Below are 15476 nucleotides of genomic sequence, written 5' to 3'. Positions count from 1 at the left end.
CTGACGATAATTAGAAATCATGAATTTACCTGCCCCCATCACGCTGTTCACCCCCAGCTGGCATGCCGAGCTGGAACTCGGCTACGCCCGCTTCGGCGAGAGCACACGCCCGGTGCAGCGCCGCCACAAAGGCCCGCTGCGGGTGCAGAAGCATCTGTACGCCGAAGGCCCCGAGGTGTGTCAGCACATCATCGTCCACCCGCCGGGCGGGATTGCCGGGGGTGATCGGCTGGACATCTCGGCCAGCGTCGGTACGCACGCCTGGGCGCAAATCACCAGCCCCGGCGCCGCCAAGTGGTATCGCGCGGCCGGGCCGGCTTATCAGAAAATCGACCTGCGCGTGGCCGCCGGTGCTACGTTGGAGTGGCTGCCGCAAGAGACGATTATCTTCAGCGATGCTCAGGCGGAACTCAGCACCCGCATCGACCTTGAGGGCGATGCGCGGCTGTTCTACTGGGACGTGGTGGCGCTGGGTCGCCCGGCCAGTGGCGAGCGTTTCGATCTCGGACATTTTCAGGCGCATCTGGATATCCGTCGCGACGGCCAGTTGCTCTGGCACGAACGCCAGCGCATTGTCGGCAATGATGGTTTGCTGGATTCGCCGATAGGGCTGGACGGCCAACCGGTGTTTGCGACGTTGCTGGTGACGGGTGAAATTGATAGCGAATTGCTGGAGAAGTGCCGTTCGCTGCCCAATGACGTGCGCGGGGATCTGACGCAATTGCCGGGGCTTTTGGTCGCCCGATGCCTGGCCAGTGAAGCGCTGTTGGCACGTGGTTGGTTGATCGATTTGTGGCGGTTATTGCGCCCGGCGTTGCTGGGGCGAGAAGCCGTCCAGCCAAGAATATGGGCCACCTGAATGATGCTTTCATGTGGGAGCGAGCCTGCTCGCGATGGCGATCGCACAGTCAACATCTTCGCTGGATGTGATGACCTCATCGCGAGCAGGCTCGCTCCCACAGGTAACTCGTTCACAAATCCGAATACCTTTTTATCTGCCCAGATGGATTCCAAACGATGGACCTGACCCCACGCGAAAAAGACAAGCTGCTGATCTTCACCGCCGGCCTCGTGGCCGAACGACGTTTGGCTCGCGGCGTGAAACTCAATTACCCGGAGGCCATGGCCTACATTTCCGCGGCGTTGCTCGAAGGCGCGCGTGACGGTCAGACCGTGGCCGAGCTGATGCATTACGGCACCACCCTGCTCAGCCGCGAACAAGTGATGGAAGGCATCCCGGAAATGATTCCGGAGATCCAGGTCGAAGCGACGTTTCCCGACGGCACCAAACTGGTCACCGTTCACCAACCGATCGCCTGAGGCCGCGCCATGACTTACCACATCCGCGAGGCGTTGCACGCCGATCTGCCAGCGATCCGCGACATCTACAACGACGCCGTACTCAATACCACGGCGATCTGGAACGAACAGGCCGTGGACCTCGGTAACCGCCAAGCCTGGTTCAGCGCCCGGCAAGATCAGGGCTATCCGGTCCTGGTGATCGTCGACGGCGACAACAGCGTACTCGGCTACGCTTCATTCGGTGACTGGCGCCCGTTCGACGGGTTCCGCCATACGGTCGAGCACTCGGTGTACGTGCGCAACGACCAGCGAGGCAATGGCCTCGGGCCGCAACTGATGGAAGTGCTGATCGAACGCGCCAAAGGCTGCAACAAACACGTGATGGTCGCCGCCATCGAAAGCGGTAACGGCGCCTCGATCCGGCTGCACGACCGGGCCGGTTTTGTCGTCACCGGCCAAATGCCGCAGGTGGGTACCAAGTTCGGCCGCTGGCTGGACCTGACCTTCATGCAACTGATCCTCGACCCGGGCGCAATGCCACCCGGTCCCCACAAGGAGTGATACCCATGAACGCCGCCCAACTGCGCCGCGTCAACGTTGAAAGCTTTGCGCACTATCGTCAGGGTTTGATTGATTTGTTGCTCGACGCCGTCGGTTATGGCGCCAGCGTCGGGTTCATGGCGGATCTGGATGCGACCCAGGCCCGAGCCTATTTCGATGAAGTCCAGGAGAACCTGAACAAAGGCAACGTGCTGCTCTGGGTGGTGGTCAAGGACGAACAGGTACAGGCCAGCGTGCAATTGACGTTGTGCCAGAAAGCCAATGGGCTGAACCGCGCCGAAGTGCAGAAACTGCTGGTGCGTGAACACGCCCGTCGTCGCGGCCTGGGCCAACAGATGATGCATGCCGTTGAGCTCGCGGCCCGCCAACACAAACGCGGCATGCTCTACCTCGACACCGAAGCCGGCTCCCCCGCCGAAGACTTCTACAAGGCTTTGGGTTACACCCGCGCCGGTGAAATCCCCGACTACGCCTGCGACCCGAACGGCCGCTACAAACCGACGGCCCTTTACTACAAGATTCTCCAAGGAGCCCATTGATGATTCCCGGTGAATACCAGATCCAGCCCGGCGACATCGAACTCAACGTCGGCCGCCGCACCCTCAGCCTGAAGGTGGCCAACAGCGGTGACCGACCGATCCAGGTCGGCTCGCATTATCACTTCTTCGAAACCAACGACGCCCTGACCTTCGACCGCGCCGCCAGCCGCGGCATGCGCCTGAACATCCCCGCCGGCACCGCCGTGCGCTTCGAGCCGGGGCAGAGCCGCGAGGTCGAGCTGGTAGACCTGTCCGGGCATCGCCGGGTGTTCGGGTTTGCCGGGCGGGTCATGGGCGACCTCGACTAACTGATCGTTCCCACGGTCCCCCGTGGGAATGCATCCCGTGACGCTCCGCGTCACATAACGGCGGACGCAGAGCGTCCATGGCGGCATTCCCACGCAGAGCGTGGTAACGATCAATGAAGGAACTGCAATGAAGATTTCCCGTCAGGCCTACGCCGACATGTTCGGCCCCACCGTCGGTGACAAGGTCCGTCTGGCCGACACCGAGCTGTGGATCGAAGTGGAACAGGACTTCACCACCTACGGCGAAGAAGTGAAATTCGGCGGCGGCAAAGTCATTCGCGACGGCCAGGGCCAGAGCCAGTTATTGGCCGCAGAGGTCGTTGACACCCTGATCACCAACGCGCTGATCATCGACCACTGGGGCATCGTCAAGGCGGACGTCGGCCTCAAGAACGGGCGCATCGCCGCCATCGGCAAGGCCGGCAACCCGGACATCCAGCCGAACGTCACCATCGCCGTCGGCGCCAGCACCGAAGTCATTGCCGGTGAAGGCATGATCCTTACCGCCGGCGGCATCGACACGCATATCCACTTCATCTGCCCGCAGCAGATCGAAGAAGCGTTGATGAGCGGCGTCACTACCATGATCGGCGGCGGCACCGGGCCGGCCACCGGCACCAATGCCACCACTTGCACCTCCGGGCCGTGGCACCTGGCGCGCATGCTTCAGGCCGCCGATGCGTTCCCTATGAACATCGGCTTCACCGGCAAGGGCAACGCCAGCCTGCCGGAACCGCTGATCGAGCAGGTCAAGGCCGGCGCCATCGGCCTCAAGCTGCACGAAGACTGGGGCACCACCCCGGCGAGCATCGACAACTGCCTGAACGTCGCCGACCAGTACGACGTTCAAGTGGCGATCCACACCGACACCCTCAACGAGTCGGGCTTCGTCGAAACCACCCTCGCCGCCTTCAAGGGCCGCACCATTCATACCTACCACACCGAAGGTGCCGGCGGCGGCCATGCCCCGGACATCATCAAGGCCTGCGGTTTTGCCAACGTATTGCCGAGCTCGACCAACCCGACCCGGCCGTTCACCCGCAACACCATCGACGAACACCTCGACATGCTGATGGTCTGTCACCACCTGGACCCGAGCATTGCCGAAGACGTGGCCTTCGCCGAAAGCCGCATTCGCCGCGAAACCATTGCCGCCGAAGACATCCTCCACGACCTCGGCGCCTTCTCGATGATCAGCTCCGATAGCCAGGCCATGGGCCGCGTCGGTGAAGTCATCACGCGCACCTGGCAGACCGCCGACAAAATGAAAAAGCAGCGCGGCCCGCTGCCTCAAGATGGCGAAGGCAACGACAACTTCCGCGCCAAACGCTACATCGCCAAATACACCATCAACCCGGCAATCACCCACGGCATCAGCCACGAAGTGGGCTCGGTGGAAGTGGGTAAATGGGCGGATCTGGTGCTCTGGCGCCCGGCGTTTTTCGGGGTCAAACCGACGCTGATCCTCAAGGGTGGAGCCATTGCGGCCAGCCTGATGGGTGACGCCAACGCTTCGATCCCGACGCCGCAGCCGGTGCATTACCGTCCGATGTTCGCCAGCTACGGCGGCTCGCTGCACGCCACCAGCCTGACGTTTATCAGCCAGGCGGCGCAGGAAGCCGGTTTGCCCGAAACGTTGGGCCTGAAAAAGAAAATCGCGGTGGTCAAAGGTTGCCGTGACGTGCAGAAAACCGATCTGATTCACAACGATTACCTGCCAAACATCGATGTCGATCCGCAGACCTATCAGGTCAAAGCCGACGGTGTGTTGCTGTGGTGTGAACCGGCAGAAACCCTGCCGATGGCTCAGCGCTACTTCCTGTTTTGAGTCGCTGGATACGTCACAAGCAAAGGCCTCGAACATCTGTGTCGAGGCCTTTGCTTTTGCCCGCATTGCTAACGGTGTGCAACCCCAAACAGCGCTAAGCGGGCCCGATCCATCGCTTGCCGGGTCAGTATTCTCAACCGTTGCCTGATTTGCTGATCGATGTCCTCCAGCGCCTGGGTGTAGTCATCGTCACTCATGAGCTGACCCTCGGCGAAGTCGTTTTCGTCGTTGCCCAACTCGCGACACAACTGGTTGACCTGCACATCCAGGGCAGACTTCGCCTTCGGGGCAACCGCCTCGGCCCGACGTAGCAACGCCTCCTGTAACTCGGTGGTGGCGTCAATCCGTCGTTTCAAGCCACTCAGTTCATCAGGGTACGAAGTCTCCAGCCAGGTTTTCCAGACAGGTTGCTCAAGCAACCGATCCGGCAGCAGATCACCTTCCTCCAGCGCCACGATCCGCTCGAACGCCGCGTCGATCATCTGCCGGGTCACCCCGGCGATCTTGCGAAACTGCATGCCCCGGGCCTGCCATGGCAGAGACAGACGCTCGGCCAGGTCGGTCATGTAGGCCAAGTGGACTTCCACTTCATCGATCGTGCCGGTGACATTGTCATGTTCGTCAACCCGCCGGAACTGCTCGCCTGCCGCCACCCGCGCGGCGACCCGTTGACGGGCGATGGCGCCGATCTCATCGAGGCGAGACTTGCCCAGCGCCAGTTCCAGCAATTGTGGTTCGATCAGGTCCAGACGACCCAGGGCATAGGCCTCATGGATCAACACCTGCACCCCCATGGCGTTGAACAGTTGCGTCCCACCGTCCACGCATTCGGTGGGGGCGGCGGCTTCGGCGAACAACCTGACCCGCAGTTCGCTGTTCTGTGCCATGGCCTCGAGCATCCGCCAGACCTTGGCGGTCAAGTCCACCCGATAGACGCCGCCGGCCGTGAAGTCGGCGGACTGGGTGAGCTTGCGGATTTCATTGAAGAACGGTAGTGAGTCGAACTCATCCTCAACGTCGTACCAGACTTCCTGCGCGGCCAGCCATTGCGACTCCGTCAGCCCCTGAGACCACTCCAAACTGTCCAGCGTGCCTCGGGGCGGATACAGACGCTCGGGGTCCAGGCCGACCGACTCGATGTATAACCTGAGGGTGTTCAGATTGTCCGGCGAGATCCAGCGCGGCTCTTGACTGATCAATGTGCGCGCCAACAATTCGGCGCGAAATGAGCCGGGAGCGACATCTGGTACCCGAGTGATCGGGTTATAGCGCAAATCCAGATGAATATTGTGTGGGCGCGGCTGGGAAAACAGACCCACAGGCCAACTGTCCAGACCCGTCTCGCTTAGCAACAGTGTCTGCAGGCCCGGCATCCGACTGACGTCAGGGTTGATCTTCAACGGGTTGCCGCTCAAGTCTAAAGACCTCAGGCGGGTCAACCTCTTCAGACGTGCGACCGCCAGCACATCCAGTTCAATGCGGTTGTCATTGAGGTACAGATCGGTGAGATGGCTCATGTCACTGACCGCCTGCGGAATAGTGGTCAGCCGATTGCCTTGCAGGTTGAGCTGCCTGACCCGATGGAACGCCTCCAAAAAAGGCTCAGCCTGCGCAGTGAGCTCGCCATTGCTCAGGCTCAGCATGGTGACATGGTCAAAGTTGGCTTCCAGCTTCGGCAGGGTCGCCAGGTGGCGACCCATCATTGGAATGTTGTCCAGCAGCAATGCCTGGGGCAGAACCACACCCGCTGCCTCGGATCCCGGTGGCCCGGCTCGGCGCCAGCACTGCCTGATCGTTTTATAGAGCAGGTTTCGCGACCGCCCCTCCGCCAGACCCGCCGAGCTGAATCGAAACGAGGCGGTGGGCGATTTCAGCCAGCGTTGCAGCGCCCGGTTCAACTGATTGAACTCAACCTCCAGCGCTGTAAGACGCTCATGCGCCGAGCCGCCATTCTGAGTGAACCCCGCCAGCAACGTCTCGACCTGCTCTTGTGTGAACCCCGGATATAGCGAACAGGCTCGACGACGCAACCCCAAACCGTGCGGTGCTTGCTGCGCGTAACTTTGCATACCGCCACGAAGACGCATGATGGACGGATCATAAAAAGGCTTGAGAACAGGGTTTTCCAGCAATACAGGCTCAAATTGGTCGCGCGCCAGCGGATGTGTCTGGATCCTGTTTTCCAGCCGTTGCGCCTCGTGGATATCAAAGCCCAGGGTCGTGCGCTGGGTATCGGGTAACGCGTGCAGCACCGCGGCATACAGTGTGTCGTCACCATGCAGGTGCTGATCGAGCGCATCCCGAGCCTGGTACTGGCCGTGTTCCCCGAGAATCAACAGCTTGCGCATCGGTGCGTCCACCGGGCCGATACTGTCGAACAACCGGCCTTGAGCCGAGTATTCGCGAATTTCCAACCGCAGATCACTCGGCCAGCCTGGCAGGGTCTCAAGCGAGTGCAAGGCCAGCCGGGTCGTGTCGGTGCTGTACAGTTCTTTGAGGTATAGCCCTTCATAAGCGCGAGCCAAGCGTATTTGCTGCTCCGCGTGTCGGGCCTGTTGTGCCAGGTTCAGGGGCGTGCGTTGTTTCTCGTTCAAATGTTGCAAGTCCGCGGGATCGGCATGACGCAACAGATCCTCGGCCATGCTGATCGACAGATCCGGATAGTCGCTTTTGAGCCGTCGCACCAACAGATTGTCCGAGCGTTCGCGACGCGAATACAGGTAATCGAAAAGTCGTCTTTGCGATTGTCGTGCCTGCCCGCCAAGCAGCTCTCGGGTGGCCTTGATACGCGCCTGACGGTCACCGCCCAGCCATTGGCCAAGGAGTTCACGAAGCTCATGCTCATCAAGGAACTCGACAACCCGCTCAGGTAACATTCCGGCGACAAGCTCTTGTCGGCTCATGCGCAATGTATGCGCCGGTAACGCACTGGCAAAACCCTCCTTGATCGACGGGCCTGACAGATTCGCTGCGTCGAAAATCTCGATGGCCTTGCCCTCGGGCCAGCCCCGCACCTCAGTCATGAACCGCGGTACAAGCTCAGCCCATTCGTCATCGATCCGATTGCCGAGAATTCGTCCTGCGCAATCCTCGGCATCGGCATACGCGTTAAAGCGCTTAAGCGTGTCGCGCAATGAGGCGGGCGGCGTTTCGTGCTCCACGTGGAGCCAGCGCAGCCTATCCTCATGCACGCCACTGACGACCGAGATGTGTTCCAGGGTTTCATCGGAGAACCTATCCACTGAAGCCCCCAGACGCCGGAGCAACCGGCTCTTGTCCCATTCAAGCGGTTGATCGAGTTCGGTCTTCCAGCTGCCGGCGCCGTTGTGCTCCAGCAGCGGCTGATAAGCATCGGGCCGGCTCGGATGCTGGAGGCGATGCTGCCCGGTCTCCGGATCCTGCATCAGCGCATAGCATTTGTCGTCGAGCCGCAGCAGGTCTTTTTCTTGATACCGGAACAGGCCCTCTTCGCTGACCGGTGCATCCACCGGCAAGACCATCGCTTGTTCATAGGGTTTCAGGTCCGGGTTCCACAACCGCTCCTTGCCGGCCACCTCCACCGGTTTGAGATCTTCGACAAATGGCGAGATGTTGATCGGGGCCAGCCTGCCACTGGGCAAAACGTGCCCGGCGCCCATGAGCGCCAACTGCGCAAAGTTGATCAACACGCCGTTGATGTACGCCGAGGCCTGCGCCTTATCACCCTTACTCCAGTCTTCGATGCCCTCGGCCAGTTCCGCGAGCATCTGCGCGACCATGATTCCCAGCATGGCTTCGCCAAGGCCGGGCACCAGCATCGCGGTGAAATTGAAGAGGTTCCAGCCAACCGACAGATAGCTGGTCAAGCGTTTGAAGCGGGCGGTGGCGTCTTCGTCGTCGGTCGGCACGGCGATGCATCGCGCATCGGCAATGGCCTTGTCGCGGCGTTCGAGAAACAGTGTCTGCCACAACTCACCGGTAATGAGATTGGTGAACGGTTCTGCGTTGGGATTCTCGACCGCCGTTTCTCGCCACCACGGGCCCATGTCGAGAGGTTCGCGCTGCTGCCAGGTGAAGGTCGTGAGGCGTTCGTTGACCCGGGCAAAAAAGTGCCCTTTATCTTTGTGTGCCACAAATCGGCTGAAAAAGGTCTGGTATCCGGTATTTCGCAACTGACCGAGCAGGGTTGTCATGAACGCGGCCAGCGATGGGTATTCCTTCAACGGCTGTTGCGGATCCTCTGGCACATAAGCGATCAGCGGACCGGATAAACGGCTCTGCCGGTAAATATCTTCTCTGCGCAACAGTTCATCGTCCACACCCTGCGCACCATTGGCAAAGAACGCCTGCAACAGTTTGTATTGCTCGTATTCTCGCCCTGGCAACACTGGAATGCGCTGCGACCAGTCCAGCCAGAACTTCAAGGTGACGGGGGTCAGGGCATCGATGGCGCGTTTGATCTGCGACGGTTCGCTGACCGCGCTGAACAACACGATGCCGGTCAACCTGAAACCCATCAGCGATAAACGATGAGCGTGCAACGGGCGGTCGTACAACGTGATACCCGCGCGGTTCTCACAGACATCGCACAGTTTGGCGTAGGCGTGATCGCTGATATCGCCCTTCAATCGGGCAACCAGCGCCGCCACCTGAAAGGCTGCCTTCTCGCTGGCGATTGAATCTTGCTGCAAGGTTCGCTGCGCCATGGGTGTTGCGGGCAACAGGATGGATTTGATGTGTTGCTGGTATTGCTCACCAATATTCAGACTTCGGCATAAGGACGCAAACCTTGGCAATGTGATCTGCGGGACCCGCGCAAGAACGCCACGGGTATTCTTGCGATAGATACCCGAGCTGCTGCGCCATGCATCTGGCCCGGTTTCAGACGTTTCGAAATTATGTAATGCCGCCTCCAACAAGGTAGATGAGCGGACGCGACTGGCGCCGGTATCGATGCCGAAGATGATCTTGCTCGGCACTTCAAGTTGCACGACCCAATCATCAACGTTTTCGACCACATTAAAGTTTTCTTTTAATAACGAACCGAGCAGAGGCTCGGCGAATGCCTTTATCTCCTGTTGCAAATCAGCCAGCGTCTTGTCCAGCACGGCCTGCAAGCGCCAGCGCCGTTCAATCAGTGCTTTAAGCTGTTGGCGGTCAATGGCTCGCGCCTCGCCATACCAATCGGGAGTCTGTGGATCCAGTTCCGTCAGGGCTTTCAACCTCGGCGCCGATGCACGCTTGATTGAGTCCGGGATAACACCGAGTACGCGACTGTAATGCCTGCCGTTGTTTTCGATTTGAGATGCTTCAGATTCCAGCGAATTGCTTCCATGCAAATCAGCCACTGTTCAATCACCTTGCTGTCAGGTCGGGAATCAACAGCTTTATTCACCCTCGGCCAAAACAAAAGACGAAATATCGGGTAAGCCCCCCCTTGAAAAGCCACTGGAACCTTCGAAAATCATGTGGCCGAAAATACACAGATACCACCACGCAGCCGTGGGCCTATGCCAACCGGTGAGCGGTCTTCTTTTCGCAATCAAAAGCGCTACTATGCGACTCGCTGTCTCGCACTCAGGTAACCGCCATGCGCCTTTCCGAATTCATCGTGTTACACGTTGACCGCATCGTCGATGAATGGGAGCAATTCGCCAAAACCATCACCCCTGCCGCCGAATCCATGGACCGCACCGCACTGCGCGACCATTCAAGGTCGATCCTGCTGGCGGCTGCGCGGGACATGACCAAGCCCCAGAGCGCCAGCGAGCAGCTGGCCAAAGCCCGTGGCGAAGGCCCGGAAAAGACCCCGAGCCTGGACGAAGCCGGCGCCAGCCATGGCGAGCTGCGGCATACCGTGGGGTTTGACCTGGTACAGATGACCAGCGAGTTCCGCCATCTGCGCGCCTGCGTGATCCGCTTGTGGGTCAACAGCCTGGACACCCCCGACATCGCCTATTTCCAGGACATGATCCGTTTCAACGAAGCCATCGACGAAGCCCTGGCCGAATCTACGGCGGCCTATGCCGAGCAGGTCAATCACTCCCGGGACATTTTTCTGGCAATTCTTGGCCATGACCTGCGCGCACCGCTGCAAGCGGTGAGCATGTCCACCGAAATACTGATGCGTAAAACCAACCTTGAGGGCGACGCATTGACCTGTGCGCTCCACATCAAGCGTGGCACCCGCCACATGGCGGTGATGGTCGGCGATTTGCTGGAGCTGGTCCGCAGTCGCCTGGGCAAGAGCCTGCCGATCGAACCGGCGCCCATGAATCTGGCCGATACGGCGCGTGAAGCGATTGCCCAGGCCTGCGCCGCTCAGCCGCAATGCGATCTGACATTGAGCGTCGAAGGCGATACCCAAGGTGTGTGGGATGGCCGAAGGCTGGATCAGATGCTGCAGAACCTGATCGGCAATGCCTTGCAACACGGTTCGAACAACAGCGCGGTCAAGCTCACCCTCAGGGGCGAAGCGGACAGCGTTCGGCTCACCGTGCACAACGACGGTGCGCCGATTCCACCCGAGGCGCTCCCCACGATCTTCGATCCGCTGGTACGCAGTGCCGACGAATCGCTCAACGGGCCGACCACCAGCCTTGGTCTGGGACTGTTCATCGTCAAGGAAGTGGTCAAGGCCCATCAAGGGACGATCGAAGTCAGCTCCAATGAGGCCGATGGCACGATGTTTACCGTGGTGTTGCCCAGGAAGGGGTGAAGCAGGGGGACCGCGTTATCGTTCATCGCGAGCAGGCTCGCTCCCACAGAGGATCGTTGGTGTTCACAAATCCTGTGTTCGCAGCAGATCACCTGTGGGAGCGAGCCTGCTCGCGAAAGCAACCTGACAGGCAATGCAGAAGCATCAGAACGACTACTCGACCAGCAACCGCCCCAACCGCTGCCTGAGCATGCGGTTCTCTGCCCGCAGTTGCTGGACTTCTTCCAGCAGGTTCAGCGCCAGGGCGACGCCTTCCCATTCCAGCTCCAGATCGCGCCGCAGCTTGGCAGCGCGCTTGGCCAGTGCCAGTTCATAATCGGTGAAACGCCAATCCTTGGGCTGTGCTCCCTGAGGTTCGAGGATGCCGTGCTCGACGATCTCGATCACATGCACGTCCGACAGCTCGGTCGCCTCACAGAATTCTGCCAGGTCCAATAGAACGATCACAGGGTCGCTCATGATTGGCTACTCCTATCTCTGAATCAAAAGTTCTCTCGCGGATCGAAAGCGGCTTTTTTCGCCAGCTCTTCCCACAACGCCTTGACGTCATGATCGAGTTTTTTCGGCATCACTGCCTTGAGCTGCACGAACAGATAGCCACGGTGACCAGCCTTGTGCAGCAGGCCGTGGCCCTTGGCGCGCATGCGCTGGCCATTCTGGCTGCCGGCCGGAACCTTGAGGTTGATCTTGCCGGTCAGGGTCGGCACCGCGACTTCGGTCCCCAGCGCCAGCTCCCACGGAGCCAGCGGCAAGGTGATGATCAGGTTCTCGCCTTCGACGTCGAATTTGGGGTGCGGCGCAAAACGGATGGTCAGGTACAAATCGCCATTGGCTCCGCCACCGATGCCCGGAGCGCCTTGGCCCTTGAGGCGGATGCGCTCACCGTCGGTCACGCCAGCGGGGATCTTCACGTTCAGGCTTTTGCTGGTGTTGCTGACATGCTGGCCGGCAGCGTTGTAATGCGGCACCTGGAAGCTGACCTTCTTCGATTCGGTCGAGAGGGTTTCTTCCAGAAAAACCGGTAATTCCATTTCCACGTCTTGCCCTCGACGCCCGGCGCTATGGCCCGACCGTCCACCACCACTGAAACCCGGACCACGGTTGCCGAAGATCGAACTGAAAAAGTCCGAGAAATCGCCCGTGTCCTGACCACCACCCCCGAAACCACCGCGGCTCTGCCAACCCGGTGGGCCCTGAAAGGGCTGACCGTGGTGGCCGTATTTGCGCAAGTCGTCGTATTCGGCGCGCTTGTCGGCGCTTTTCAGCGCTTCATAGGCTTCCGAAGCGTCCTTGAATTTGGCCTCGGCGTCCTTTTCCTTGCTGACATCGGGGTGGTATTTGCGCGCCAGCTTTCGATAGGCGGCCTTGATCGCCTTATCGTCCGCGGTCGGCTCCACACCGAGAATCTTGTAATAGTCTTTGAAGTCCATCGAGGGAATCACCATCCATTATCGAAATCGCGCAGCCAGGCACAGCATGCTCTTGTTTGCAGCGTTTGGATTGACCGATCTCAAGGTTGTGACCGGGCAGCGCATCAGAAGTTTATCGGCAGCAGGGCGCGGTTCTTGCAGTCGCCCCAGGGGTTGCCAAGTCTATGCAGGGAAGTTTGGGGGTGATTGGGCATCTTTCAAGCGCTGAGCGCTGCGATTTAACGGATAGTCGGCCTACGAATCTTCGCCGCACTGACATACACTGCGCGGCCGTTTTTTAACCGGAACTTGAAAGACATGAAAAACGCATCTCCAGCCCGTGCCTGTGGTATCGACTTCGGCACATCCAACTCCACCGTCGGCTGGCTGCGCCCCGGCATGGAAACGCTGATCGCGCTGGAGGACGACAAGATCACCCTGCCCTCGGTAGTCTTCTTCAATATGGAAGAACGCCGCCCGGTGTACGGTCGGCTGGCGCTGCACGAGTACCTGGAAGGCTACGAAGGCCGGCTGATGCGCTCGCTCAAGAGCCTGCTGGGTTCCAAACTGATCAAGCACGACACCAGCGTCCTCGGTACGGCGATGCCGTTCAAGGACCTGCTCGGGCTGTTCATCGGCCAGTTGAAGAAGCGTGCCGAAGCCGCTGCCGGCCGGGAATTCGAGGAAGTGGTGCTGGGCCGGCCAGTGTTTTTCGTCGATGACGATGAAATGGCCGACCAGGAAGCAGAAAACACCCTGGTAGACGTGGCCCGCGCCATCGGTTTCAAGGATGTCTCGTTCCAGTACGAACCGATTGCGGCGGCATTCGACTATGAGTCGACCATCGAAAAAGAAGAGCTTGTCCTGATTGTGGACATCGGCGGTGGTACCTCGGACTTCTCACTGGTGCGCCTGTCGCCTGAGCGCCGCAACCACGACAACCGTCACGACGACATTCTCGCCACCGGTGGCGTGCATATCGGCGGGACCGATTTCGACAAGCAGCTGAGCCTGCAAGGCCTGATGCCGCTATTTGGCTACGGCAGCCGGATGAAGAGCGGCGCCTATATGCCGACCAGCCACCACATGAACCTGGCGACCTGGCACACCATCAACTCGGTGTACTCGCAGAAGTCGACCCTGGCCTTGGGCAGCATGCGTTACGACATCGAAGACACCGGCGGCATCGATCGCCTGTTCAAACTGATCGACCAGCGCGCCGGCCACTGGCTAGCCATGGAAGTGGAAGAAACCAAGATTCAATTGACCCACGCCGACAGCCGCCATGTGCCACTGGATCGGATCGAGCCGGGTTTGAGCGTGGAACTGAGCCGGGCACTGTTCGAATCGGCCATCGACAATCTGCTGGAGCGGGTGCGCAACAGCGTGACCCAATTGCTGGCAGACGCCAATGTGCGGGTCGATCAGGTGGACACCGTGTTCTTCACCGGCGGTTCGAGCGGAATCCCGGCGCTGCGCAACAGCGTCTCGGCGATGTTGCCAAATGCGCGGCATGTGGAAGGGAACATCTTCGGCAGCATCGGCAGCGGGTTGGCGATTGAAGCGGCCAAGCGTTACGGCCCGATGGATTGACCTGAAATCCTGTAATGATCGTTCCCACGCTCTGCGTGGGAATGCCGCCATGGACGCTCTGCGTCCGCTGTTGAGGCTGTGACGCGGAGCGTCACGGGATGCATTCCCACGCAGAGCGTGGGAATGATCGGGCGGGGTTACACCATCCCCACCTGCTTCAACTCACTCTTCAGATACGCGTAATAAATCGGCCCCGCCACCACCCCCGGCAGGCCGAACGCGGCTTCGAACACCAGCATTGCCAGCAGCAACTCCCACGACTTGGCACTGATCTGCCCGCCAACGATGCGCGCGTTGAGGAAGTATTCGAGCTTGTGGATAACGATCAGGTAACCCAGCGCCGCCACCGCCACCCAGATAGACAGCGACAAGCCGACGATGGTGATCAACGTGTTCGAAATCAAGTTGCCGATCACCGGCAGCAGGCCGAGCAGGAAGGTCAGCACGATCAGGGTTTTGGTCAGCGGCAGCTTGATCCCGAACATCGGCAGGACCACCGCGAGAAAAATCCCGGTGAAGAAGGTGTTGAGCAGGGAAATCTTGATCTGGGCGAAAACGATGTTGCGAAACGCCTGGACCAACAGGTGCAAACGGTCGAACAGCGCCGCGGCCAAGGGCTTGCGTTTGGTCACGTCCGGCGCTCGCTGCAAGGCGATGATCGCCCCCAGCACCATGCCGATCAGCAGCGTCACGAACATGTGCGCCGCGTCCTTGCCCACCAGTTGCAAATCACTGAGGTGCTTGCTCATCCACTGACCGATGGCCACGCGAAACTCGGCGGCACTGGCCGGCAAATAAGCGTCGATGAACGGCGGCAACTGCCCGCGTGCGCGGTCGACCACGACCATGAATTTGTCGAGAGAAGCACCAGGGTTTTCCGCCTCGTGCAGCAGAAAACTGATCGCACCGGCAAAGATCAGCGCCAGCACGCTGACCACCAATGTCCCCAGCAACGCCACCGCCAGCCAGCGCGCACGGCGGCCTTCGATCAGCCGCTGCAATTGCGGCGTGAGCATGTTGACCAGTTCGAACACCAACAACCCGGCCAGCAGGCTGGGCAGTAATCGCAGAGGGAGCACCAGCAGCAAACCACCAAAAATGATGACCCAGCTGATAAGCAACAAGACCTGACGCTGAGAAAACGCTGACATACAGCCTCAAAACGAACGACGTAAAAGGATTGGCAGTCTGCCAGCGTTCCGGCTCCGAAGCGAGCAAACACGAACCTGTGGGAGCGAG

12 protein-coding genes are annotated in these 15476 nt (G+C 60.0%); 8 read left to right on the top strand and 4 right to left on the bottom strand.

What is annotated here, in order from left to right:
- Positions 1-19: 19 nt before the first annotated feature.
- The 6 genes from ACZ9IM_RS26345 to ureC all read left to right on the top strand — a co-directional run bounded on the left by ACZ9IM_RS26345 (position 20) and on the right by ureC (position 4538).
- Positions 20-859 (top strand): urease accessory protein UreD, encoded by an 840-nt coding sequence (locus ACZ9IM_RS26345; protein ID WP_476225387.1) that lies wholly within the window; start codon positions 20-22, stop codon positions 857-859.
- A gap of 158 nt (positions 860-1017) precedes the next feature.
- Positions 1018-1320 carry an urease subunit gamma gene (gene ureA / locus ACZ9IM_RS26340; protein ID WP_007937143.1) on the top strand — a complete coding sequence of 101 codons (303 nt, stop codon included), beginning with the start codon at positions 1018-1020 and terminating at the stop codon, positions 1318-1320.
- Positions 1321-1329: 9 nt separating this feature from the next.
- A complete protein-coding gene (locus ACZ9IM_RS26335) occupies positions 1330-1863 on the top strand; it encodes an N-acetyltransferase family protein (protein WP_476225385.1) in 534 nt (177 codons plus the stop codon).
- Between the two features lie 5 nt (positions 1864-1868).
- Positions 1869-2402, top strand: a complete 534-nt coding sequence (locus ACZ9IM_RS26330; RefSeq protein ID WP_007907362.1) for a GNAT family N-acetyltransferase — start codon at positions 1869-1871, stop codon at positions 2400-2402.
- Positions 2402-2710 (top strand): urease subunit beta, encoded by a 309-nt coding sequence (locus ACZ9IM_RS26325; RefSeq protein ID WP_427627360.1) that lies wholly within the window; start codon positions 2402-2404, stop codon positions 2708-2710. Before ACZ9IM_RS26330 ends, ACZ9IM_RS26325 begins: the two co-directional genes overlap by 1 nt.
- Before the next feature lie 127 nt (positions 2711-2837).
- Positions 2838-4538, top strand: coding sequence for an urease subunit alpha (gene ureC, locus ACZ9IM_RS26320; RefSeq protein WP_476225384.1), 1701 nt, complete (start codon positions 2838-2840; stop codon positions 4536-4538).
- Positions 4539-4606: 68 nt separating this feature from the next.
- Here the strand turns inward: ureC and ACZ9IM_RS26315 are convergent, their stop codons facing one another.
- A complete protein-coding gene (locus tag ACZ9IM_RS26315; protein WP_476225383.1) occupies positions 4607-9865 on the bottom strand; it encodes a dermonecrotic toxin domain-containing protein in 5259 nt (1752 codons plus the stop codon).
- A gap of 242 nt (positions 9866-10107) precedes the next feature.
- On the opposite strand from ACZ9IM_RS26315, the gene ACZ9IM_RS26310 reads away from it, so the two are divergent.
- Positions 10108-11235, top strand: a complete 1128-nt coding sequence (locus tag ACZ9IM_RS26310; protein ID WP_476225382.1) for a sensor histidine kinase — start codon at positions 10108-10110, stop codon at positions 11233-11235.
- A 153-nt stretch (positions 11236-11388) separates the two neighbouring features.
- Here ACZ9IM_RS26310 and ACZ9IM_RS26305 read toward each other — a convergent pair whose 3' ends face one another.
- Together ACZ9IM_RS26305 and ACZ9IM_RS26300 are read right to left on the bottom strand one after the other, a co-directional pair.
- Positions 11389-11694: a chaperone modulator CbpM gene (locus ACZ9IM_RS26305; RefSeq protein WP_429375483.1), complete on the bottom strand. Its 306-nt coding sequence runs from the start codon at positions 11692-11694 to the stop codon at positions 11389-11391.
- 23 nt (positions 11695-11717) lie between these two features.
- On the bottom strand, positions 11718-12665 hold the full coding sequence (locus ACZ9IM_RS26300) for a DnaJ C-terminal domain-containing protein (RefSeq protein WP_427627351.1): 948 nt from the start codon (positions 12663-12665) through the stop codon (positions 11718-11720).
- A 297-nt stretch (positions 12666-12962) separates the two neighbouring features.
- Between ACZ9IM_RS26300 and ACZ9IM_RS26295 the strand changes: the two genes are divergently transcribed.
- Positions 12963-14237, top strand: coding sequence for an Hsp70 family protein (locus ACZ9IM_RS26295; RefSeq protein ID WP_192345911.1), 1275 nt, complete (start codon positions 12963-12965; stop codon positions 14235-14237).
- 137 nt (positions 14238-14374) lie between these two features.
- On the opposite strand, the gene ACZ9IM_RS26290 is transcribed toward ACZ9IM_RS26295, so the two are convergent.
- The gene (locus ACZ9IM_RS26290) at positions 14375-15388 is read right to left on the bottom strand and encodes an AI-2E family transporter (protein WP_063341719.1); all 1014 of its coding nucleotides are present in this window, start codon (positions 15386-15388) and stop codon (positions 14375-14377) included.
- Positions 15389-15476 lie beyond the last annotated feature (88 nt).

Source organism: Pseudomonas sp. TE12508 (assembly GCF_056279485.1).
The sequence above is the reverse complement of the archived record's forward strand: the minus strand, read 5'-3'. Positions and strand labels throughout refer to the sequence as shown.

Excerpts from the sequence above, each read along its gene's own strand:
- ACZ9IM_RS26300 (WP_427627351.1), bottom strand. The coding sequence starts at position 12,665 with ATGGACTTCAAAGACTATTACAAGATTCTCGGTGTGGAGCCGACCGCG.
- ACZ9IM_RS26335 (WP_476225385.1), top strand. The coding sequence starts at position 1,330 with ATGACTTACCACATCCGCGAGGCGTTGCACGCCGATCTGCCAGCGATC.
- ACZ9IM_RS26345 (WP_476225387.1), top strand. The coding sequence starts at position 20 with ATGAATTTACCTGCCCCCATCACGCTGTTCACCCCCAGCTGGCATGCC.
- ACZ9IM_RS26330 (WP_007907362.1), top strand. The coding sequence starts at position 1,869 with ATGAACGCCGCCCAACTGCGCCGCGTCAACGTTGAAAGCTTTGCGCAC.
- ACZ9IM_RS26305 (WP_429375483.1), bottom strand. The coding sequence starts at position 11,694 with ATGAGCGACCCTGTGATCGTTCTATTGGACCTGGCAGAATTCTGTGAG.
- ACZ9IM_RS26295 (WP_192345911.1), top strand. The coding sequence starts at position 12,963 with ATGAAAAACGCATCTCCAGCCCGTGCCTGTGGTATCGACTTCGGCACA.
- ACZ9IM_RS26325 (WP_427627360.1), top strand. The coding sequence starts at position 2,402 with ATGATTCCCGGTGAATACCAGATCCAGCCCGGCGACATCGAACTCAAC.
- ureC (WP_476225384.1), top strand. The coding sequence starts at position 2,838 with ATGAAGATTTCCCGTCAGGCCTACGCCGACATGTTCGGCCCCACCGTC.
- ureA (WP_007937143.1), top strand. The coding sequence starts at position 1,018 with ATGGACCTGACCCCACGCGAAAAAGACAAGCTGCTGATCTTCACCGCC.
- ACZ9IM_RS26290 (WP_063341719.1), bottom strand. The coding sequence starts at position 15,388 with ATGTCAGCGTTTTCTCAGCGTCAGGTCTTGTTGCTTATCAGCTGGGTC.
- ACZ9IM_RS26310 (WP_476225382.1), top strand. The coding sequence starts at position 10,108 with ATGCGCCTTTCCGAATTCATCGTGTTACACGTTGACCGCATCGTCGAT.